This window comes from Methylobacter svalbardensis, assembly GCF_037671525.1.
In the GTDB taxonomy this organism is placed as follows: domain Bacteria; phylum Pseudomonadota; class Gammaproteobacteria; order Methylococcales; family Methylomonadaceae; genus Methylobacter_A; species Methylobacter_A svalbardensis.
The window spans coordinates 137,546-157,482 of sequence record NZ_JAWPOH010000003.1 but is presented as its reverse complement, the minus strand read 5'-3'; the positions used below and the strand labels follow the sequence as shown (position 1 = coordinate 157,482).

Annotated in this window: 27 protein-coding genes; 11 read left to right on the top strand and 16 right to left on the bottom strand. The window is 48.3% G+C overall.

The window, feature by feature from the left end; translation table 11 throughout:
* From RW114_RS02525 to RW114_RS02485, 9 genes are all read right to left on the bottom strand, one after another.
* Positions 1 to 228: hypothetical protein (locus RW114_RS02525; protein WP_340121133.1), on the bottom strand; the 228-nt coding region annotated here is incomplete at its 3' end.
* A 43-nt stretch (positions 229 to 271) separates the two neighbouring features.
* Positions 272 to 1,159, bottom strand: coding sequence for a carbohydrate kinase family protein (locus tag RW114_RS02520; RefSeq protein ID WP_340121132.1), 888 nt, complete (start codon positions 1,157 to 1,159; stop codon positions 272 to 274).
* A complete protein-coding gene (locus RW114_RS02515) occupies positions 1,152 to 2,000 on the bottom strand; it encodes an HAD-IIB family hydrolase (protein WP_340121131.1) in 849 nt (282 codons plus the stop codon). Before RW114_RS02515 ends, RW114_RS02520 begins: the two co-directional genes overlap by 8 nt.
* A gap of 8 nt (positions 2,001 to 2,008) precedes the next feature.
* Positions 2,009 to 4,144 carry an HAD-IIB family hydrolase gene (locus tag RW114_RS02510; protein ID WP_340121130.1) on the bottom strand — a complete coding sequence of 712 codons (2,136 nt, stop codon included), beginning with the start codon at positions 4,142 to 4,144 and terminating at the stop codon, positions 2,009 to 2,011.
* A gap of 161 nt (positions 4,145 to 4,305) precedes the next feature.
* The gene (locus tag RW114_RS02505) at positions 4,306 to 4,983 is read right to left on the bottom strand and encodes a TIGR04283 family arsenosugar biosynthesis glycosyltransferase (RefSeq protein WP_340121129.1); all 678 of its coding nucleotides are present in this window, start codon (positions 4,981 to 4,983) and stop codon (positions 4,306 to 4,308) included.
* A 12-nt stretch (positions 4,984 to 4,995) separates the two neighbouring features.
* Positions 4,996 to 5,955 carry an arsenosugar biosynthesis radical SAM (seleno)protein ArsS gene (arsS, locus tag RW114_RS02500; protein WP_340121128.1) on the bottom strand — a complete coding sequence of 320 codons (960 nt, stop codon included), beginning with the start codon at positions 5,953 to 5,955 and terminating at the stop codon, positions 4,996 to 4,998.
* A gap of 2 nt (positions 5,956 to 5,957) precedes the next feature.
* A complete protein-coding gene (locus tag RW114_RS02495) occupies positions 5,958 to 6,647 on the bottom strand; it encodes a DUF3047 domain-containing protein (protein ID WP_340121127.1) in 690 nt (229 codons plus the stop codon).
* 244 nt (positions 6,648 to 6,891) lie between these two features.
* Positions 6,892 to 7,164 (bottom strand): SemiSWEET transporter, encoded by a 273-nt coding sequence (locus RW114_RS02490; RefSeq protein ID WP_340121126.1) that lies wholly within the window; start codon positions 7,162 to 7,164, stop codon positions 6,892 to 6,894.
* Between the two features lie 21 nt (positions 7,165 to 7,185).
* Positions 7,186 to 7,401, bottom strand: a complete 216-nt coding sequence (locus tag RW114_RS02485) for a DUF1289 domain-containing protein (RefSeq protein WP_340121125.1) — start codon at positions 7,399 to 7,401, stop codon at positions 7,186 to 7,188.
* A 139-nt stretch (positions 7,402 to 7,540) separates the two neighbouring features.
* Between RW114_RS02485 and RW114_RS02480 the strand changes: the two genes are divergently transcribed.
* The 11 genes from RW114_RS02480 (at position 7,541) to RW114_RS02430 (ending at position 13,806) form a co-directional block, all read left to right on the top strand.
* Positions 7,541 to 7,678, top strand: coding sequence for a hypothetical protein (locus RW114_RS02480; RefSeq protein ID WP_340121124.1), 138 nt, complete (start codon positions 7,541 to 7,543; stop codon positions 7,676 to 7,678).
* 186 nt (positions 7,679 to 7,864) lie between these two features.
* Positions 7,865 to 8,458: an imidazoleglycerol-phosphate dehydratase HisB gene (gene hisB / locus RW114_RS02475; protein WP_340121123.1), complete on the top strand. Its 594-nt coding sequence runs from the start codon at positions 7,865 to 7,867 to the stop codon at positions 8,456 to 8,458.
* A 33-nt stretch (positions 8,459 to 8,491) separates the two neighbouring features.
* Complete coding sequence (gene hisH / locus RW114_RS02470; RefSeq protein WP_340121122.1) at positions 8,492 to 9,136, top strand: imidazole glycerol phosphate synthase subunit HisH; 645 nt, start codon at positions 8,492 to 8,494, stop codon at positions 9,134 to 9,136.
* Between the two features lie 41 nt (positions 9,137 to 9,177).
* A complete protein-coding gene (gene hisA / locus RW114_RS02465; RefSeq protein WP_340121121.1) occupies positions 9,178 to 9,912 on the top strand; it encodes a 1-(5-phosphoribosyl)-5-[(5-phosphoribosylamino)methylideneamino]imidazole-4-carboxamide isomerase in 735 nt (244 codons plus the stop codon).
* A gap of 1 nt (position 9,913) precedes the next feature.
* Positions 9,914 to 10,687, top strand: coding sequence for an imidazole glycerol phosphate synthase subunit HisF (gene hisF / locus RW114_RS02460; protein WP_340121120.1), 774 nt, complete (start codon positions 9,914 to 9,916; stop codon positions 10,685 to 10,687).
* Complete coding sequence (gene hisI, locus RW114_RS02455) at positions 10,684 to 11,076, top strand: phosphoribosyl-AMP cyclohydrolase (RefSeq protein ID WP_340121119.1); 393 nt, start codon at positions 10,684 to 10,686, stop codon at positions 11,074 to 11,076. The genes hisF and hisI overlap by 4 nt, the downstream gene beginning before the upstream one ends.
* The gene (locus RW114_RS02450; protein ID WP_340121118.1) at positions 11,073 to 11,390 is read left to right on the top strand and encodes a phosphoribosyl-ATP diphosphatase; all 318 of its coding nucleotides are present in this window, start codon (positions 11,073 to 11,075) and stop codon (positions 11,388 to 11,390) included. Before hisI ends, RW114_RS02450 begins: the two co-directional genes overlap by 4 nt.
* Positions 11,391 to 11,528: 138 nt before the next feature.
* Positions 11,529 to 11,747 carry a twin-arginine translocase TatA/TatE family subunit gene (gene tatA, locus RW114_RS02445; RefSeq protein WP_340121138.1) on the top strand — a complete coding sequence of 73 codons (219 nt, stop codon included), beginning with the start codon at positions 11,529 to 11,531 and terminating at the stop codon, positions 11,745 to 11,747.
* 6 nt (positions 11,748 to 11,753) lie between these two features.
* A complete protein-coding gene (tatB, locus tag RW114_RS02440) occupies positions 11,754 to 12,065 on the top strand; it encodes a Sec-independent protein translocase protein TatB (protein ID WP_340121117.1) in 312 nt (103 codons plus the stop codon).
* An 87-nt stretch (positions 12,066 to 12,152) separates the two neighbouring features.
* Positions 12,153 to 12,965 (top strand): twin-arginine translocase subunit TatC, encoded by an 813-nt coding sequence (tatC, locus tag RW114_RS02435; protein WP_340121116.1) that lies wholly within the window; start codon positions 12,153 to 12,155, stop codon positions 12,963 to 12,965.
* A gap of 637 nt (positions 12,966 to 13,602) precedes the next feature.
* Complete coding sequence (locus tag RW114_RS02430) at positions 13,603 to 13,806, top strand: cold-shock protein (protein ID WP_340121115.1); 204 nt, start codon at positions 13,603 to 13,605, stop codon at positions 13,804 to 13,806.
* Between the two features lie 75 nt (positions 13,807 to 13,881).
* Here RW114_RS02430 and RW114_RS02425 read toward each other — a convergent pair whose 3' ends face one another.
* The 7 genes from RW114_RS02425 to RW114_RS02395 all read right to left on the bottom strand — a co-directional run bounded on the left by RW114_RS02425 (position 13,882) and on the right by RW114_RS02395 (position 19,904).
* Positions 13,882 to 14,310, bottom strand: a complete 429-nt coding sequence (locus RW114_RS02425) for an NINE protein (RefSeq protein ID WP_340121114.1) — start codon at positions 14,308 to 14,310, stop codon at positions 13,882 to 13,884.
* A gap of 95 nt (positions 14,311 to 14,405) precedes the next feature.
* On the bottom strand, positions 14,406 to 14,852 hold the full coding sequence (locus RW114_RS02420) for a universal stress protein (protein ID WP_340121113.1): 447 nt from the start codon (positions 14,850 to 14,852) through the stop codon (positions 14,406 to 14,408).
* Between the two features lie 8 nt (positions 14,853 to 14,860).
* Positions 14,861 to 15,373 carry a hypothetical protein gene (locus RW114_RS02415; RefSeq protein WP_340121112.1) on the bottom strand — a complete coding sequence of 171 codons (513 nt, stop codon included), beginning with the start codon at positions 15,371 to 15,373 and terminating at the stop codon, positions 14,861 to 14,863.
* A gap of 180 nt (positions 15,374 to 15,553) precedes the next feature.
* Positions 15,554 to 17,437, bottom strand: a complete 1,884-nt coding sequence (locus tag RW114_RS02410; RefSeq protein WP_340121111.1) for an ATP-binding cassette domain-containing protein — start codon at positions 17,435 to 17,437, stop codon at positions 15,554 to 15,556.
* A gap of 90 nt (positions 17,438 to 17,527) precedes the next feature.
* Entirely contained in the window at positions 17,528 to 17,851 is a 324-nt protein-coding gene (locus tag RW114_RS02405; protein WP_340121110.1) for a hypothetical protein, read from the bottom strand.
* A 130-nt stretch (positions 17,852 to 17,981) separates the two neighbouring features.
* Positions 17,982 to 18,512 carry a YcxB family protein gene (locus RW114_RS02400; RefSeq protein WP_340121109.1) on the bottom strand — a complete coding sequence of 177 codons (531 nt, stop codon included), beginning with the start codon at positions 18,510 to 18,512 and terminating at the stop codon, positions 17,982 to 17,984.
* 84 nt (positions 18,513 to 18,596) lie between these two features.
* Positions 18,597 to 19,904 carry an NAD(P)/FAD-dependent oxidoreductase gene (locus RW114_RS02395; RefSeq protein ID WP_340121108.1) on the bottom strand — a complete coding sequence of 436 codons (1,308 nt, stop codon included), beginning with the start codon at positions 19,902 to 19,904 and terminating at the stop codon, positions 18,597 to 18,599.
* Between the last annotated feature and the right edge of the window lie 33 nt (positions 19,905 to 19,937).

Genomic DNA, 19,937 nt, shown 5'->3' with positions numbered 1-19,937 from the left:
CTTGTTGGGTAGCGATCGAGTGACCAGGACGGCTGGGGCAGCCGCAGGCATCAGCGGTCGCGTGATTTTTGCCGCTTGTTGGGCAGGGATGCCCATAAAAGCTGTCGCAAAAATAGCGACTCCCCGCTTAGTCTTTGTTTTAACAATCTTACAGTAAAGTTGATTAGAAATCCTTATTCGATATATCGCCCAATTCTCTCTTTCCTTCATTATCTTCATGTCCTTCATGGTAATAAAAAACAAGTTATAAACTGGATAACATTGTTACGTATCAATACCCCATCCAGGACTGGACAAAGGGCTGATAAAATTGAATATCCTGTACGGTCGCGCCGCGTCTGCCGACCAAAGCCGACGCAAAAGCTTGCGCCCGTTCCAGGGTCAACTGGAGCGGCCAGTCCAGATTAATGCCCAACATCAATACTGACGCAAATGCATCGCCGGCGCCTACGGTATCGACTATCGCTACTGTTTGCGTCGGCGTGACCACGGCTAATTGTCCCTGCGCATTAATCGCCAGGGCACCGCGTTCGCCACGGGTGACAATCAGCCCTTCCAGCTTATGTGCCGTTAAAAACCGGTGCATTGCAGCTTCCAAGTCGGTCGACTCCGGTTGCAGCGCCTGCAACTCGTGATGATTGAGTTTGACCCAATCGGCATCGTCAACCAGAGCCAGAATGTCGGTTTTATTCCACCAGGGTTCGCGAAGATTGACATCCATAAACAGCTTGCCGCGATGCTGCTGTTTTAAAGCCGCCAGCGTCTGCTTTGAAACCTCATTCCGCAGCGCTAAACTGCCATGATAAAGCAAACCATCAGGGTTTTTCAGCATCAACTCATTGGCGGCAATAAAGTCATAGGCCTGTTCCGGCACAATCACATAACTGGGTTCGCCCTGTTCGATAGATACCTGCACCGTGCCGGTCGGATGCTGCTTATCCCGTTGCAAGCCGGATAAATCCATCTGCCAATCCTGCATGGCTGTTTGTACAGCATCGCCCATAGTATCAAGCCCTACCCGACTGATAAAACAAGGCTGTTGTCCGAAAGCCTGCAAATGCCAGGCGACATTGAACGGCGCGCCGCCCAGCACACAACTGCCGTCGGGAAAGTGATCGAACAACACTTCGCCAAAAATAGAGATCGGGTTTTTATTCATTAAGGCTGATCCAGTGTCGAGTCTGCGGCAGATAATGGGCAACGCCCTCTAATAGTCCGGCACTGTAGTTGCCGTTCATTCCCATAAAACCACCTTGAGCCAGATACAGCGCATCCTCGGTGTTATGCAACTTTGCCAATTGTTGGGCTTCCTGACTCACGGCGGCGCTGGCGTTGGCGACCAATACCGATTTGATGGCGCTGGTCATGACCGGCAGGTCATTACCACTATCACCGGCAAAAACAGTATGATCCAGATCAATACCCAGCTGCTGCATTAAAAACTCGACCGCATGAAATTTGGTGGCGCGAGCAGGCAGCACATCCAATAAGCCGATATGCTCAGACTCATCGACGCTGTAAATCAACTCCGCGTTGATGGCATGCATCGCCAACAAGCCGCGCATCTTTGCCAGCAACTGCGTTAAATCAATATCCAGCGGCAGATAATAGCTGAGCTTGAAATGGTTTTGCTTGGCGCTTTCTTGCAGTGTTAATCCTGACAACTGTGCGAATAATTCATGCAGCTCGGCATGATCTTTACCGGCCCAGTCCGGTGCAATTTCATCAGCCCATTGCGGCCATGGCTGCCAACCTTGCGCACTGACCGCATAGATCGTGGTGCCGACATCGCCAATGACAAAATCGGGCATCGGCAAAGCGAATTCGGCTATTGCTTCTTCTATCAGCGCCTTATGTCTGCCCGAAACATAAGCCAGCGTAATTTCCGGCCGGGCGACTAACGCAGCAAACAGCGGCCTCGCCTGAGCCGACTCGGGAGCACTGCCGTTCGGCAATAAGGTGCGGTCAAGATCCGTACAGATCAGTATTTGTTCGGTCATATCGTCACTCAGGCCTCATTAAAAAAATCGTAATGTTCTATGGCTTCAATAATGCCCAATGCATGCGGCTGTTCTGCAAAATAAATCCGCTCCGGTTCATACAGCTGAGACAGTTCTTCTCTATGGCGGTTGGCAACGACGACCGCTAGGGTGTTGCCTTGCATCATATCTTCATCAGCTCCCGAACCACCGGCAACCAAGATGCGTTCCAATGGAATATTCCATTGCCGGGCAAAATAGCGCAGGGCCAGCCCTTTGGACGCACGTATCGGCACAATATCGAAAAATTGTCCAAAGGCCTGATGGGCATTGACTGCCTGATCTTCCTGTCGCAACAAGGCGTTGATTTCATCAGGGCTGGGCGCCCGTTCGGAATCGTAATGGTAGGAAATTTTGAAACGGCTTTGTTCGCTTTTCGGCTGTAAAACCAAGCCCGGAATTTCGGCTAAAATCCGGCGTATCGCTTTAGGATTCCAGTGGTGGTCGATATGCCGGGCCCATGCGGTATCGGCGGTAATATGCGGGGCATAGTAAATTTCGGTACCCAGGCTGGTGATTAAGACATCCGGTGTCGGCAGGCCGTTTTTCTTCAGAAGGGCTAATGCCGTATCCAGCCTGCGTCCGGTCGCAATGCCGAAAAAAACATGTTTACGCTGAGCGCGCAGATACTGGACAAATTTCTGCAATCCTTCGGCATTGCCGAGCAGACTCTGATCGATGTCGGTAAAAATAGCGCGGTCTTGATAACGCAACAAGTTGGGTTCGCGCTTTACTTTATGAATTGGTTTTTGCTGATCAAGCAAGGGCTTGATTTTTTTTAAATAACTCTTGGCATGGGCCTGCCAGGAATAAAATTTACTGACATTTTGCAAACCGTGTTGAGAAAAGCTCTGCCATTGTTCAGGATCTTTGAGTATTGTTAACAGTGCCTGAGCAATAGCCTCAATATCCAAGGGGTCGACTAACAAACCGTTATGACAATTACCAATAATATCCACCGGTCCGCCATTTTCAGTGGCTATCAGCGGCACACCGCAGGCAGCAGCCTCCAGCAGCGTCAAGCCAAACGGCTCAGTCAATGCAGGATTAACAAACACGCCTTTTGACAGCGCCGCCAACCGGTAAATATCCGGCACTTCTTCCTGGTTATGGTGTTTGGGAATGGCGATACATCCGTACAGATCATAGCAATCGGCCAATAACAGTATTTCGGTCAATACCGATTGTGCGCCTTCATCCATTTCGCGGATATCGTCGCGATTACCGGCAACGATGACCAGATTGGCCAAGGCCTGCAACTCGGTTGACTCTCCATAAGCCTGTACCAGCGACACGATATTCTTGCGCTCATCGGGCCGCGATAGCGCCAGTATCATTGGCTTTTTGGGATGCTTTAAAAAATGTTTCAGACAGCGTTTAAACGGAAAAGCATAGGCTTGGCCATCCGCCGGATGGAATTGTTCCAGATCGGTGCCGGGCGGCACTACCACCATGCGTTCAGGATGATAATAATTATACAGCTCATACTGCTCGGCGATTTCATTGCGGGTGCTGGTAATGACCAGACCCGCAGTGGCAAGGGTATCTTCTTCGGCATTAATGCGCCGCGAGATGTTATAACGCTGCTCCAGCACCTCGCCATTAAGCCCCATCGCCAATAACCGGCTGCGTTTGTCTCTGCCTAAAGAATGTCCGGTAAAAACCAGCGGGATGCCGGTAAGATGCGACAAGCGCATACCGACATAACCGGCATCGGCGTAATGGCTGTGCAGTATATCCGGCATTTTGGGTTGCTGATTTAGCCAGTGCAGCAGATTATCGGTAAAAATATCCAGATAATCCCAAAGATCCTCTTTTTTAAGGTAACCGTCCGGACCCGCAGCAATGCGGATAATACGGGCTTGTTCGTTGAGCCGTTCGCAAGGGTTGGCGTAATCGGTGTGGATTGCGGGATCGATAATCTCACGAGTCACCAAGTCAACGCGGGCGACCGCTTTTTGTTGCGCTAAAGCCTTGGCCAGGTCGACGACATATTTGGTCTGACCGCCAGTATCGGCGTCACGACCCAGTTCCAGATCATGCCCGCGAATTAAGCCGTGAACACTAATCAGCAGTAAGTAAAGTGAATTTGTTTTACCTGTCATATCCATTCCATATTAGTAGCGGGCGAAAGGTTTTATGATTGCCGTGTTTTTATCATACCTAATTTTGGCGGGCGGGATTCGGGTTTTTGGGATTTGTTATGTTGCCGGTGAGCAAGCAAAGCAGGCGGATTTTGACCTGACCGGCTACCGGAGCTGATAGCTCATCGGTAATAGCGGGCTGCCAGATCGTTGGGATCGGCACCGAAAAAATAACGCAGCCGTAGCCGCCACATCAGCAGGATGGTTCTGAAAATCCCCTGTTGCTGCCAGCGCCGCGCCGAGGTGATGACTTTGGCGTCAATGCAGCAAGGTCTGCCCAGCTTTTTCAGCCGTGTACTGATAGCGATATCCTCCATCAGTGCAATGTCCGGAAAACCGACAACCGCCTGAAAAGCCTGACGGGTGATGAACAAAGTCTGATCGCCGGTGGCGATACCGGTCAGCCGCGAACGCCGGTTCATCATAAAGGCGATCAGCCTGAATATCGGCTGCGGATTGTCGAAGCCGATATCGAATCGGCCCCAGTGGTAACCATCGGCCACCGCCTGCATGATCAGGATTACAGCGTTATCCGGTAATCGGGTATCGGCATGTAAAAACAACAGCACATCGGCTTGAGCCATCGCCGCGCCGCAATTCATCTGCCGGGCTCGACCGCGAGGGCTGTGCAATACTTGATCGACCAGCGGCTTTGCAATTTCCGCGCTGCGGTCGTTGCTGCCGCCATCGACCAGCAGCAATTGACAACGGTCCCGCAGCGTTTGCAAGGCGTGCAGTTTGAGCGCAATTTGTCCGGCTTCGTTAACGACGGGGATGATAATGCTGAGATGGGGCTTCATCCAGGCTGATAGCTATAAAGCGCCGCCGCAACTGCTACCTTGTCCTGCGGTGCAACCGTAGCAATGCGCGGCCGTAGCAATGGCCGAGCCGTTCAAGGTTTCCAGGAGTAAATCGCCGATATGCACACGCGGCTTTGTCGTTGCCCCCAACGGCATGGACAGCATCTGGTTGAAGTCGCAATCGTAGACATAACCCTGCCAATCAATACTTATGGCATTAAGACACATCAGCTGGGTGAGATTGTCCTCGCGAAAATGGCTGCGCAATAAGTTTAGATAGGCATCAAATCGCCCCTGACTGACCAGCATGCTGCCGAAACGCTTGATCGGCATGTTGACGATGGCATAGAGACGGTTAAAGACGATGCCGTATTGTTCCAGCAAATGCTGTTTATAGGCCTGTTCCAGGGATTGTTGATCCGGCGGCAATACCGCATCTTGCGGGTTGTAAACCAGATTAAGCTGCAACGGGCTGTTTGGCTGACCATAACCTAGTCGATTCAGGCGCTGCAAAGCAGTAATGCTGTCCTTAAATACGCCTTTGCCGCGCTGTTTGTCGACATTTTCTTCCAGATAACAGGGCAGGGAAGCGGTGATTTCTACCTGCTGATTAGCCAGAAATTCTGCCAAGTCGAGATAACGATCATCTTCCAGTAGGGTTAAATTACAGCGATCGATGACCTTAATTCCCAGGTCGCGGGCCGCCTTCACCAGATAACGAAAATGCGGGTGCATTTCCGGAGCGCCGCCGGTTAAATCCAGGGTATGAATATTGGCCGCCTGTGCCAATGCCAATACCTGAGCCAGGGTTTCCAGGCTCATCATTTCGGTGCGTTTTGGCCCGGCGTTGACATGGCAATGCACGCAACTGAGGTTACAAAGATAGCCAAGATTGACTTGCAGAATTTCCAGCGGTTTGCGAGAAATGGCCGGAAAGTCGCTGTTGGCCAGTAGGGGTCGGGTATCGTGCATGATTAATCCTTGGAAAACCAAATGTCGCCGTAAAAGGCGGAAACCTGTCCGCCACTGTTATCAGTATCGGTCATCAGTGCCACCGCATCGATAGCACTTATGTTTTCACCGAACAGCTTTTGCCAGTCGGCTTTCACATGACGCTTTTCATTGTGCCAGACATTCAGCGTCGCTTCCTGACCGCGCAAAGCCAGCATCATCGCATGATTGCCGGCAAAAGCATTGGGCCAGACGCTATCCTTTGCCGTGTTGCCGACCCAGACATAATTAAGCGCCTTGGTTTGCCAAAACGCCAGACCCCCCTTGACCACTATATATAGGCGGGCGGCGTAATCGTCCCCGGCCTTGCTTTGTTCATTAAGGCCGGTCAAGCGGGTGGCAATCCGCCACGACCAATTCAGAAACGGCGTTTGTTCAAGATCGATGCGCTGCTCCTTAAACAATCCCGAAGCTGCGGCTTGGCTGTCGGCCTTTAATGCCACGACGCCATCCAGAGTTTGCAACCGGTAACGGGTTTCGCTTTTAAAGCTTTTATGTTCCCAGCCATCGAGTCGGTTGCGGCTGAATTCACCGATCATCAGTTTAGGCTCGGCCGCCAGATTCTGTGCGGCTAAAGCCGTCAATAATACGATAAACAGCGGTCTCATGACTGGGTTGACAGGCGCATGTCTAGCGTATCTTGCTGTATTCATAATGAATGCTCTAAAAGTAATTGATGAATGGCGGGCGTGTCAATAACGACGTATGCGATAAAGCCTTATTGGTTAATAAGTCGTGGACGATACGCATTCCTTACAAACATTTTGAGCGATGGAGCAGCAATCAATAAAGCTGTGCTGATCATTTAATTTGTAAGTAGATGGTTTTTATGTCGACCTAACGATTGATTATGGGTCGATAGCAGAGCAGAAAATCTAACAAAAAATCAAATAATGATTATGGTTTTTTCTTGATCGTCATATTGTAAATCTTGAAGCACAGTATCGATGCGGCCAGCAGCAGTGTTATTGCGTTTGCTAGGATAATCGCCTTATCGCCAAGATGAATGCCGTAAATAAGCCAACAGAATACGCCCAAGGTAAAGGTGCTGTACATGCCCAATGAAAGGGAGGCGGTATCCCTTGTTTTTATCGTCAATATTGCCTGAGGTACAAATGACGCGGTAGTCAGTGTCGCGGCTAAATAGCCAAAAATTTCGGGGGTCGTCATACGTATTTTAGCCTATGGCCATTATTTTTCAGCAGCAGCTTTTTTTAGTTTCTTAAGGGCGCTCTGCCCGACAGCGTTGACAAAATCATCGATATTTTCATACGCCTGCTCTTGGGCAAAATTGACTATGGCCATGACTATCTTTTTAGTTCCTGCAATTTCAACGTGTGTTCGGCCGCAACCTTCACAGTGAGTTCCTTCGTAAGTACATTTATCAATACAGGGGCTGAATTTCATGGGATTTTCTCTCAGTGTTATCACTTTGTTGGTTTAGGATTTTGCATAGCCGGAAAAACTAAAGCAGATGCAATTTCTTCTGTGGGAATTTTACCAGATTTGATCGTGCATTTTCATAAAGAAACCGGCAGGAAAGATCTTGCTTGACCAACAGAGACCTGGATGCACAGGCTTCAAATTCGGCAAGCAATTTGTCGTTATCGCCCAATTAAATGCCAGTACATCAACGGGTGACGCATCGCTCAGGCTCACTCCTTGGGAAATTGCTGCCGATTAAGCAAGCAAAAAATCAAAAAAACAGTCGCAATTTTCAATCAGAACGCGATTAAGATCTTTAGTCTCAGGTGATTGGCTTCATTTTCCAGGCGGTATATTTGTTAAGGACGGCAATCAATAACAAACACTGCAAAATCTTGCTTGGCATAGTAAAATGCCTCAAATCACTCAAATTACTCATGTCAACATGGATCAACGTACTGCGGAAGTAGAGCGAAATACGCTTGAAACTCAAATCAAAATCAAAATTAATCTGGATGGCTCAGGTAAATCCTCATTTTCAATCGGCGTGCCTTTTCTTGAACATATGCTTGATCAGATCGCCAGGCACGGCTTGATTGACATGGATATCACCGCCAAAGGCGATTTAGCCATTGATGATCACCACACCGTAGAAGACGTCGGTATTACCCTAGGTCAGGCGTTCGCCCAAGCCATGGCAGACAAAAAAGGCATTGTTCGCTACGGACATGCGTATGTGCCTTTGGATGAAGCCTTGTCGCGCGTGGTGATCGATTTTTCCGGACGTCCCGGCTTGTTTTATGAGGTTAAATACCCCAAAGCCATGATCGGCCGTTTTGATGTCGATTTGTTTCGCGAATTCTTTCAGGGCTTTGTCAACCATGCCGGCGTAACCTTGCATATCGACAACTTGAAGGGCGCCAATGCCCATCACGTCGCCGAAACCATTTTTAAAGCCATGGGCAGAGCTATTCGTATGGCGATTACCGCCGACCCGCGTATGGCGGGCATCATGCCATCAACCAAAGGCAGCCTTTAGTCTTTTACGTCGCACCTTTAACCTGTTTTATTTATGTCTACTGTCGCTGTCATTGATTACGGAATGGGTAATTTGCATTCCATCGTAAAGGCGCTGCAACATGCAGCGCCTGAAGTGGATGTTGTTTGTGTGTCCGATGCGGATACCATCCTGGGTGCCGACCGGGTGGTTTTTCCCGGTGTCGGCGCGATACGGGATTGTATGCAGGCGCTCAACCAATCGGGCTTAGCCGCTGTTATCCAGGAGGTTGCCAAAACCAAGCCTTTGCTGGGGATTTGCTTAGGGATGCAAGCCTTATTGACCGACAGCGAGGAAAACAACGGCACTCAATGTCTGGATGTTGTTGCCGGACATGTGGTGCATTTTGCCGAATCGTTAACAGACGGCGATGGCAATGTCCTCAAAATTCCACACATGGGCTGGAATCAAGTCCATCAGCTACATCAACATCCGCTATGGGAAAATATTCCCCAGGATAGCCGCTTTTATTTTGTGCACAGTTATTATGCGCAGCCGGATGATGCCGCAGCTATCGCGGCAACGACGCAATACCCGAACGCATTTACCTGTGCGTTGGCGCAAGACAATGTTTTTGCCGTACAATTTCATCCTGAAAAAAGTCAGGCAGTCGGTTTACAACTGCTGAACAATTTTTTGCATTGGGATGGACACGTTTAGTTACTATTGACTGATTACCCGCCGTTGAGGATTTTAGTGTTATGTTATTGATACCTGCAATCGATTTAAAAGAAGGGAAGTGTGTTCGTTTGCGTCAGGGACGCATGGACGACAATACGATTTTTTCCGATGATCCGGTCGCCGTAGCAGGCAAATGGGTTGCCGCCGGCGCCAAAAGAATCCACTTGGTTGACCTGGATGGCGCCTTTGCCGGAAAACCCAGAAATGCCGAGGTGATTCATGCCATAGTAGCCGCCTACCCGAATGTGCCGGTACAAATAGGCGGCGGCATTCGTGATGAAGATACTATCCAGGCCTATCTTGATGCCGGTGTCGAGTATGTGATTATCGGCACCAAGGCGGTCAATGAGCCGAATTTTGTCAGAAATATGGCGCTGGAATATCCGCGCCACATCATCGTCGGGCTGGATGCAAAAGACGGCAAGGTGGCTATCGATGGCTGGTCGAAACTGTCCAAGCATGACGTCATCGATCTGGCCAAACATTTTGAACAAGATGGCGTCGAAGCCATCATCTATACCGATATTTCCCGAGACGGCATGATGTCCGGCGTCAATGTCGAGGCGACAGCAAAACTGGCGCGTGCGATCCGGATTCCGGTTATCGCTTCCGGCGGCATTACCAATATGGACGACATCAGGGCTTTGGGTGCAGTCGCCAGTGACGGCATTATCGGCGCGATCACCGGTCGGGCGATTTATGAAGGCACGCTGGATTTTGCAGCGGCTGAAAAACTAGCGGAATCATTTCAATAAGATGAGCTTAGCCAAACGCATTATTCCCTGCCTGGATGTCGATAATGGCCGCGTCGTCAAAGGCGTAAAATTTGTCGATATCCGCGATGCCGGAGACCCCATAGAAATCGCCAGACGTTACGACCGCGAAGGTGCCGATGAAATCACCTTTCTGGATATTACCGCCACCCATGACAATCGTGACACCATCGTCCATGTGGTTGAACAGGTCGCCAGCGAAGTTTTTATTCCGCTGACAGTAGGCGGCGGCATCAGAACCCTGGAAGATATTCGCCGTATGCTGAATGCGGGTGCCGATAAAGTCGGCATTAACAGCGCGGCGGTTGCAAATCCGGAATTTGTCCGCGAGGCGGCGGAGCGTTTCGGCTCGCAATGTATCGTAGTGGCCATAGACGCAAAAAAAGTCAGCTCACCTGGCGAACCCAGCCGGTGGGAGATTTTCACCCACGGCGGCCGCAAGCCGACCGGCATTGATGCGATTGCCTGGGCAAAAAAAATGGTCGGCTACGGTGCAGGCGAAATCCTACTGACCAGCATGGACCGGGATGGAACCCGCGAAGGTTTCGATTTGCCGTTAACCCGCGCCATTAGCGAGGCGGTAACGGTGCCGGTGATTGCCTCCGGCGGCGTCGGCAATCTTGACCATCTGGCTGACGGCATCATTGAAGGCAAGGCCGATGCGGTGTTGGCGGCCAGTATTTTTCATTTTGCCGAATATACCATTGAACAAGCCAAGCAACATATGGCCTCACGCGGCATAGAGGTGCGTTTGTGAGCGTATCCTGGCAGGATGAAATACGCTGGACCGAAGACGGACTGGTACCGGTTATCGCGCAACAGGCAGAAACCGGAAAAGTGCTGATGTTCGCCTGGATGAACCGCGAATCATTAGCGTTAACGGTTGCCGAAGGTTATGCGGTGTACTGGTCAAGATCTCGTCAGAGATTATGGCGTAAAGGCGAGGAATCCGGGCATCGGCAGAAAATACTAGGTATTTTCCTGGATTGCGATGAAGATGTTATTCTGCTTAAAATTGAACAAGAAGGCGGCATTGCCTGCCACACTGGCCGTGAAAGCTGCTTTTATCGCAGTCTGGTTGACGAACAATGGCAGACCGTCGAGCCGATATTGAAAGATCCTGCGACTATTTATAAAAAATTATGAGCGACGTATTACAACAACTGGCGCAAATCCTGGAACAGCGTAAACTGGAATCTGCCGATAAATCTTACGTAGCCGGTTTGTATGCCAAAGGCCTGGACAGCATACTGAAGAAAATCGGTGAAGAAGCGACAGAAACCGTCATTGCCGCCAAGGACGGCGATAAAAAACAGATTATTTACGAAACTGCCGATTTGTGGTTTCATTGCATGGTGTTGCTGGCCGATCAGGGACTGGGACCGGATGATGTCTTGCAGGAATTGCAACGTCGTTTCGGCTTGTCCGGTCTGGAAGAAAAGGCGCAACGTAACAAGTAAAGAGACCTTGCCGTGTCAGGTCTTTATTTTCGGTAATCTTCTCATTCACGGGGGAAGAACAATTTGCCGACCTTTATCTGTCGGCGGGATTCATCCAGCGGATCAGGTTGGGTGCGGATTGAAATATTGGAGTTAAAAATGGGCCCTAGCGTTACTCAACTATTAGTTATATTGGTCATCGTCATTGTGGTTTTCGGCACCAAGCGTCTACGTAATATAGGCGCTGATCTGGGCGGAGCCATCAAAAGCTTTCGCACGTCCATGAAAGAAGGCGAAGGTAGCGATGATAAACCTGCGGAAGACAAGGGTGAAGCCATCGAAGGCGAAGTCACTTCCAAAAAAGCCGATAAAGATTAATCCCCGATGTTTGATATAGGATTTTCGGAGCTTTGCCTGATCGGACTGGTCAGCTTATTGGTCATAGGTCCTGAAAGATTGCCCAAGGTGGCCAGGCTTGCAGGGTTCTGGCTGGGCAAAACGCGAACCATGGTCGCCGCCGTCAAAGAAGAAATCAAACTGGAACTGCAAGCCGAAGAAATGCGTCAGATATTTAAAGAGCAGTCCGGGCTGGAAGACGTTCAGCAAATGCTCGATGAAACGTCCGATACGCTTAAATCCACGTTAGCCCCACAGTCTGACAACTCTGAACAGAATGAACCTAAAAACCGCAGTTAGTCCACGAAGAGCACGAAAGACACGAAATAAATCAGTGAAAATTTTCGTGCTTTTTGTGTTTTTCGTGGACGAAATGATTTTTCTAGCATGAGTCCAAATAATTTTAAAGGGGACGGAGAGCAACCCTTTATCAGCCATTTGATTGAATTGCGCAACCGGCTGTTACGCATGGTTTTATGCGTATTGGTGGTGTTTTTGGGACTGGCTTCATACGCTAATGAGATCTATAGCCTGTTGGCTGGTCCGCTGATGAAGCACATGCCGAAAAATAGCACGATGATTGCTATTGATGTGGCCTCCCCGTTTTTTACGCCTTTTAAACTGGCGCTGGTCTTATCGATTTTTATTTCCATTCCTTATATTCTTTACCAATTTTGGGCATTTGTCGCGCCGGGCTTGTATAAGCGGGAGCGGCGCATGATTATGCCGCTGCTGGTTGCCAGCACCCTGCTGTTCTATTTGGGCGTAGCTTTTGCCTACTTCGTCGTGTTTCCGCTGGTTTTCGGCTTCTTGACCGCCGCCGCACCCGAAGGCGTAGCGGTAATGACCGATATTGCCAAGTATCTCGATTTTGTTTTGGCCCTGTTTTTTGCGTTCGGCGTTTGTTTTGAAATACCGATATTCACCATCGTATTGGTCTGGACCGGACTGGTAACCCCAAAAGACCTCGCCGACAAACGCCCTTATGTGGTCGTCGGCGCGTTTATTATCGGAGCCGTTCTAACCCCCCCTGATGCGATCTCGCAAACCTTATTAGCCGTGCCGATGTGGATACTTTTTGAGCTGGGCTTGTTGTGTTCCAGGGCTTTTGTACCCAAACCTGACAGCGATTATCTGTCGCCCGATGACGCCGAAATGGAAGCCCGGCTGGATAAGATCGAACGGCAGGAAGACGAGTAATACCGATAGTTCAGCAGGCCGGAATAATGGTAACCGCTGGATCAGCTGTCGACGGGTGTTGATTCGGGGAATGTCATTTTTTTTACCATGAAGAGCATGAAGGGCTTGAAGAATTTACGGTATTGACCTCCTGCGATTCCTACAGAGATGATTTTATAAAACAAAACTTTTTAGTCCTTGTTTTAATAATCTTACATTAAAGTTGATTAGAAACCCTTATTCGACAAATCGCCCAATTCTCTTTCCTTTATTATCTTCATGTTCTTCAGGGTAATAAAAAACAAGTTATAAACTGGATAAGGGATCAATGAGACATTGTTACGCATCAGCACCCCTGTCGATATTCAACAACTGATTGATTTATTGACGGTTAAGGCTGAAAAGTATTTGAGAATTACTATGTGGCTCGAAAGTTCAGCTCAAAAAACAGGCGGATTGAGGGTAATCCAGCCCTGGATCTTTGATGCCCAATAGCCTGTTATAAAATCTACTGATGACAGTATCATAAAAAAAACAGTACAATACCCCGCGTCAGAAAACAGATGTTGAGTTAAGGGATTCCTAAATTGTTAGGTTGTCCGGTTATCAATGTTGTAGTTCTGTGTTAACCGTAAGTTTTTATTTTAGGAGTTTCAAAATGGCAACAGGCACTGTAAAGTGGTTTAACAACACGAAAGGTTTTGGTTTTATTGCACCTGCCGATGGCGGCGAAGACGTTTTCGTTCACCATTCAGTTATTCAAGGCGATGGTTTTAAAACGCTGACTGAAGGCGACACGGTCACTTTTGACATCGAATCAGGTCCAAAAGGCTTAACCGCTGCTAATGTTTATCCTAAATAAGGAATAAACAGCTTTAAAAAAAGCCCTTGTGATAACTCACAAGGGCTTTTTTTTTGTCTCCCCGTTTTTAAATGATTATTTTAAAGGGCGACCTTTAGCGTCTTTATTGATATGTCCGCCAACAAGCAAAATGAATTCTATAAAAGCCCATAGCATAGCAAACCCAGGCAGTCCGGTTACGTAAAGTATCACCGTTAACGTTAGCTGCATGATGCCAAGTCTGTAAAAACCCAGATAAAACCGATGCGCCCCGGTAAAGCCTAAAAACAATGCCAGTGCAGCAGCCAGATATTTATATTTAATAGCCTTGGGTTGTTCCAAATACGCGCCCACCAAGTCAATGTTGCTCGCAATGGTTCCTTCGGCGTCAAAGTTAACGTCATCGCCTTCATCCGGCGGTACATCAGCCACCCAAGCATCCAAATGAAACGAATAAAACGCTCCTTCACTTTTTATGACCCCGGATTGCATGTCGGGATCATAAGATTCAATCTGTCCAATCATTTATCATCTACCTTTTAAAAGTAGGGCGTCTATGGCGCCCTTTATTCCCTGTGGATACTACAATACCGCCACAACCTGGTCTCTCTCAATCAAGATCAATCGTCACCGTGTAAACGTACCGCTAAAACATCGCACTTCGCATGATGCAGCACTCCGTTTGCGGTCGAACCCAGCAACAGTGCGAACCCATGTCGACCATGCGAGCCGACGATAATTAAATCGACCCTGTTTTCTTCAGCAACCCTGATTATTTCCAACTTAGGGTTCCCCGTTTCCATCCACTGACAGTCGTCAGCAATGTTGAGTTTTTCGGCCAGGTCGGCCAATCTCTTTTTTGCCGCCGCCATTAACTCGGCCGTTAAATCGAGATCGAAAGGAATAGTCGAGCCATATTCCGGATCGGTAATCAGCAAATTGTCCATCACATGCACAATACTGAGTTTTGCCTGATACTTGTCGGCCAGATCCTTCGCTCTATCGGCAACGAGCTTGCCGTGTTCGGAAAAATCTGCCGCCAGTAATATATGTTTATAGCTTTCCATGATGACTCCTAGTTAACACCGGCAACCTCAGGAAACAATAACGCTATCACCTGATAGGATCCCAGTATGTATAAAAACGCCAAGCCTAAACTAAAAGTCCAGGTTTGTCCCAACGCATTGCGAATGATATGTCCGGCAACGGCCCAATGCCAAATCATTAAGCCAACCGTGACAACAAAAGCCAAGAAAATACCTTTTCCTATCATCATCGAGGCCATTCCCGGCAAGGCAATAAAACCAATCAACGCATCGGTACCCAATAAGGCGATAGTCGTTTGATGAAATCGCTCCCTCTTTCGACCCAGGTATAACATAAGCCAGCTAAATCCGATAATCAGCAAAGCAGAGACAATAGCCTGTAACAGTGACGCTAGCCAATCCGTACTGATACTTACCATTAAAAAACTGACAATAACATCAACAACTGCCAATATCCGCAACAACCATACAGAAGACGGTAAATTTTGCGGGCCTTTGGTAAACAGGCAAATATCAAATAGTAGCTTTATGATTTCAAACATGATTTTTCCTGCTATGTGGCATCCCTAAATCTCACTACTGATGTTACAGCACTGTCCACGAAAGCCAAAAGTAGACGCCTCTAGGCGACACGAAAAGCACGAAAAATTCACAGTACGATTGTTTTGGCTGCTTTTTTTCGTGTCTTTCGTGCTTTTCGTGGAAAATTGATTTTTCGATGGCTATTTTACCGCTTCAATCTTTTCCTCAGCCTCCATCCAGGCCGCTTCTGCATCATCCAGCGCCTTATCGATTTTTACTTTGCGTTCCATCAGCTTTTTTAGTTGTTCTTTCTCTGATTCTGCATAAATGTCCGGATCCGCCAATTGATGTTCCAGTTGACGCTGTTCATTATGATATTTTTCAACGGCGATTTCAGCTTTTTTCAGCGCATCGAATAAAGGTTTATGTTTTTGCCGGCGTTCTGCATCCAGTTTCCGCTGATCTTTCCGTGATACCGTCTGGGCACTATCGACAGCAACTTTTTCTTCGCCCTTTTTCTGTTCGGTCAGCCAGACTCGATAATCGTCGAGGTCGCCATCGAAAGGCTGCACCTTGCCGCCTGACACCAATAATAACTGATCGGTCACCGAGCGCAATAAATGCCGGTCATGGGAGACGACCACTATCGCGCCTTCATAGTCCTGCAAGGCCACGCTCAAGGCATGACGCATTTCCAGATCCAGATGGTTGGTCGGCTCATCCAGCAGCAATAAATTGGGATTTTGATAAACCAGCAGCGCCAACACCAGGCGCGCTTTTTCGCCGCCGGAAAAGGGTTTGACCGCTTCCATCACCTTGTCGCCGCGAAAATCGAAACCGCCCAGGAAATTGCGCAAATCTTTCTCGGTCGCCTGCTTGTCCAATTGCTGCAAATGCCATAAAGGACTTTCATCGACGCGCAATTGCTCCAGCTGGTGCTGGGCAAAATAACCGATTTTCAACGCTTCGGCTTCATTCCGTGTACCGGATAGCGGCTGCATATCGCCTGCCAGTACCTTAATCAGGCTGGATTTTCCGGCGCCATTCGGCCCCAACAAACCGATACGGTCGCCCGGTGAAATAGACAGCCCCGCCTGTTTAATAACACAGCTTTGGCCATAGCCAATATCGACCTTATCCAGCGTTAATAAGGGATTAGGCATTTTCCCCGGCTTAGGGAAACTAAAATCAAACGGGGAATCGACATGCGCCATCGCAATCAATTCCATGCGCTCCAGAGCTTTAATCCTGCTTTGCGCTTGTCTCGCTTTAGTGGCTTGCGCCTTAAAACGGTCGACAAAGCTCTGCATATGAGCGATTTCCCGTTGCTGCTTTAGATAGGATGATTGTTGTTGCGCCAGCTTTTCTGCGCGCATCCGTTCAAAGGCCGAATAATTGCCGGTATAAATTTCGGCCTTATTCTGTTCGATATGCACGATGTGATCGGTGATGGAATCCAGAAAATCCCGGTCATGAGAAATCAGCAACAAGGTGCCGGGATATTTGCATAACCAGTCCTGCAGCCAGATTACCGCATCCAGATCCAGATGGTTGGTCGGTTCATCAAGCAGCAACACGTCTGAACGGCACATCAAGGCCTGAGCCAGATTCAGCCGCATTCGCCAGCCGCCGGAAAACGAATTGACCGGGTTGTTTTCCTGATCGGCGCTAAAACCCAAGCCGTTCATCAACCGTGAGGCTCTGGCCTGTGCGGTATAACCGCCGATGGTGTCCAAGGCGGCATGCAATTCGGCCTGTTTCAAGCCGTCATCAACCTGTTCTGCAGAGATTAACTGCTGTTGCAAGCGTCTCAATTGCTGATCGCCGTCAATGACGTAATTAATCGCGGAGCTGTCGGTGGCGGGCGTTTCCTGGGCGACGTGAGCGATTTCCAGCCCCGGTGGCATCGAAAAATCACCCTCATCCAAATGCAGCTCGTTTTTGACCAGCGCAAAAAAACTGGATTTACCCGCACCATTTGCGCCGGTAAAGCCTACTTTCTGGCCTTTGTGAATGGTGAACGAAGAGTTGGCAAACAGCACCCGCACGCCACGGCGCAGGGCTATATTTTTAAAATTTAGCATTTAAGGTAAAAAAGGTGAAGGGCTCAAGGCGAAAGGCGGACGATTATGGATTGCATTGTTCTCACGCTCCAGCATGAGAACGATAAAATATTACTTCTTTTGTCTTTTCTCAATTTCAGCCAAAAGAACTTGGCTCATTGTGGCTTTTCTTACAGAAAATCCATTGCTTTGTCCTCCGTCCTTTGGTTTCATGCGGACTCTCCCAACTTCCTCGAAATCTCCTTTTGCGATGTGATTTAGGAATTGTTCGAGATCAACTAGATGATAGTCTTCTTTTCTTCCCGTAAGAGTGATTTCTAACCCTTTCTTTATTATGCCTTGCTTGCTTTTTAAATGAGGGAAGACTTGTATGCTTTCATTATTTATAGCCCATAATTCTGACAAGAATCCATCGGAAGATATTCTAATAGTCACATCGAATTTCCTTTTATCTATTGTCTAGTCTTGTAGGTTGGGTTAGGCGTTAGCCGTAACTCAACACATTCGCGCAAAAATGCCGGGTTACGCTATCGCTAACCCGACCTACCCGGCTGCTTATGCAGCTTTAAGCAAACCGCTCAATCATCTTTTCCGCCTGCTCGGCAAACTGCTCAAGATTGCCTTTTTTGACGGTTTCTACCGGAATAACCAGCGCGGTGCTCAAATTGATATAGATATAAACATAGCGTTTGCCATATTCCACCCGAACCAGATCGCTCCAGGCCATTTTATGTTTGCCGCTGGGTGATTTCTCCTGCAGGTAATTGGGGTTGGCAGGATCTATGGTCAGCGTATAGGTGCCGAACATGTTGAGCTTTTCTTTATTGGTGTAATTTTTAAGTATCTGCCTGCGCAAATCCAGCATCATTATCTTGGGCGACAGCAACGCCCAGAGCACGGCAATAACGACGATGTACCCCGACGACTTCATATCGCCATAATAAAAATAATAAAACGAACCGATAAGCCCCATGATGCCAGGCACTATCCAGCGGTTTTTTCTTATATTGTTTTGTATATCTTCATTTCTCATGAACTGTATTTCATTGAAATGGATTAAATCTTCTTCGCGGAATTCGTATTCAATTTCAAACATGTTTTTGATCTATGTAAATAATGATAAAAAAGTAACTACGCAGGCGTAAAAGGTTAATAAGCGCGCGCAGATACATAAAAAATTCTAATGCATTTTTATTTTTGCATGAGCACTGCGTCTGAACAGATTGGATAGCGTCAGCATTGCCGTCCTGAAATAACTGTGTATCGCCACTTGATGCATTTTATACAAGGACAGATAAACCACTCTGGCGATAAAACCACCGACACTGACCGAGCCCATCAGATTACCCATCAGATTGCCGACCGTCGTGTATTTGCCCAGCGCAACCAGCGATCCGTAATCCAGATAAACATACTTCACCAGCTTGCCGCCTTGTAACCGGTTGACTATCGATTTGCTTAAAGTCGATGCCTGCTGATGCGCTGCCTGCGCTCGCGGTGGCACATTACCGTCGTGTCCCGGCCAGGGACAGGCCGCGCAATCGCCTATCGCAAAAATATCATCATCATTGGTTTTCAAGGTTTCATCGACTACCAACTGATTGATCCCGTTTACTTCCAATCCGTCCAAATCTTTCATCCAATCCGGTGCTTTGATGCCCGCCGACCAGACTTTAAGATCCGCCGGTATCAAAGCGCCATCGTGGGTATGAACGCCTTCTTTAGTGACCTCGATCACCCGCCGACCCAGCTTAAGATCAATGCCCAGTTTGACCAGTTGTTGTTGTGTTGCATTGGCTAATTTGACTGGCAATGCGGGCAACAATTGATTGGCGGCTTCGATAATGGTCAGTTTCACATCGCTGGATTCACCCAAACCGTAAACCGCTAGCAGATCGGTCACCTCATGCAATTGAGCCGACAATTCGACGCCGGTTGCCCCCGCGCCAATGATCACGATAGACAAGGTCTTATCGGCGATATTGTTTTTACCTACGTGACGTTTAATATAGGATTCAACCAGCTGCCTTTGAAACTTAAACGCCTGAGCTGTGGTATCCAGAAATAAACAGTGTTCCGCCACGCCCTTAATATTAAAAGTGTTGCTGATACTGCCGACCGACATCACCAGCGTATCGTAAGCAAAAGTGCGTCTGGGGATTAATTCTTCGCCGCTGTCGCTCAACGTGGGGCTAACATAAATTTCCTTTTTCTGCCTGTCCAAACCTTCCATTCGCCCCAGCCTGTAGCGAAATTGATTCCGATGCGCCTGGGCCAGATATTCAATCTGTTCGGATTCATCCAGCGTACCGGCTGCAACCTCATGCAACAACGGCTTCCAGATATGAATCGGTGAAGCATCCAGCAACATGACCTCGGCCAAGCCTTTTTTGCCTAATTTTTTACCCAGACTGGTGGCAAGCTCAAGACCCGCCGCCCCGCCGCCAACAATCACTATCTGGTGTTTTTCATTATTTTTATCAGTCATTGTCATCACCCTCTAAAACATTATTTTTCTGCA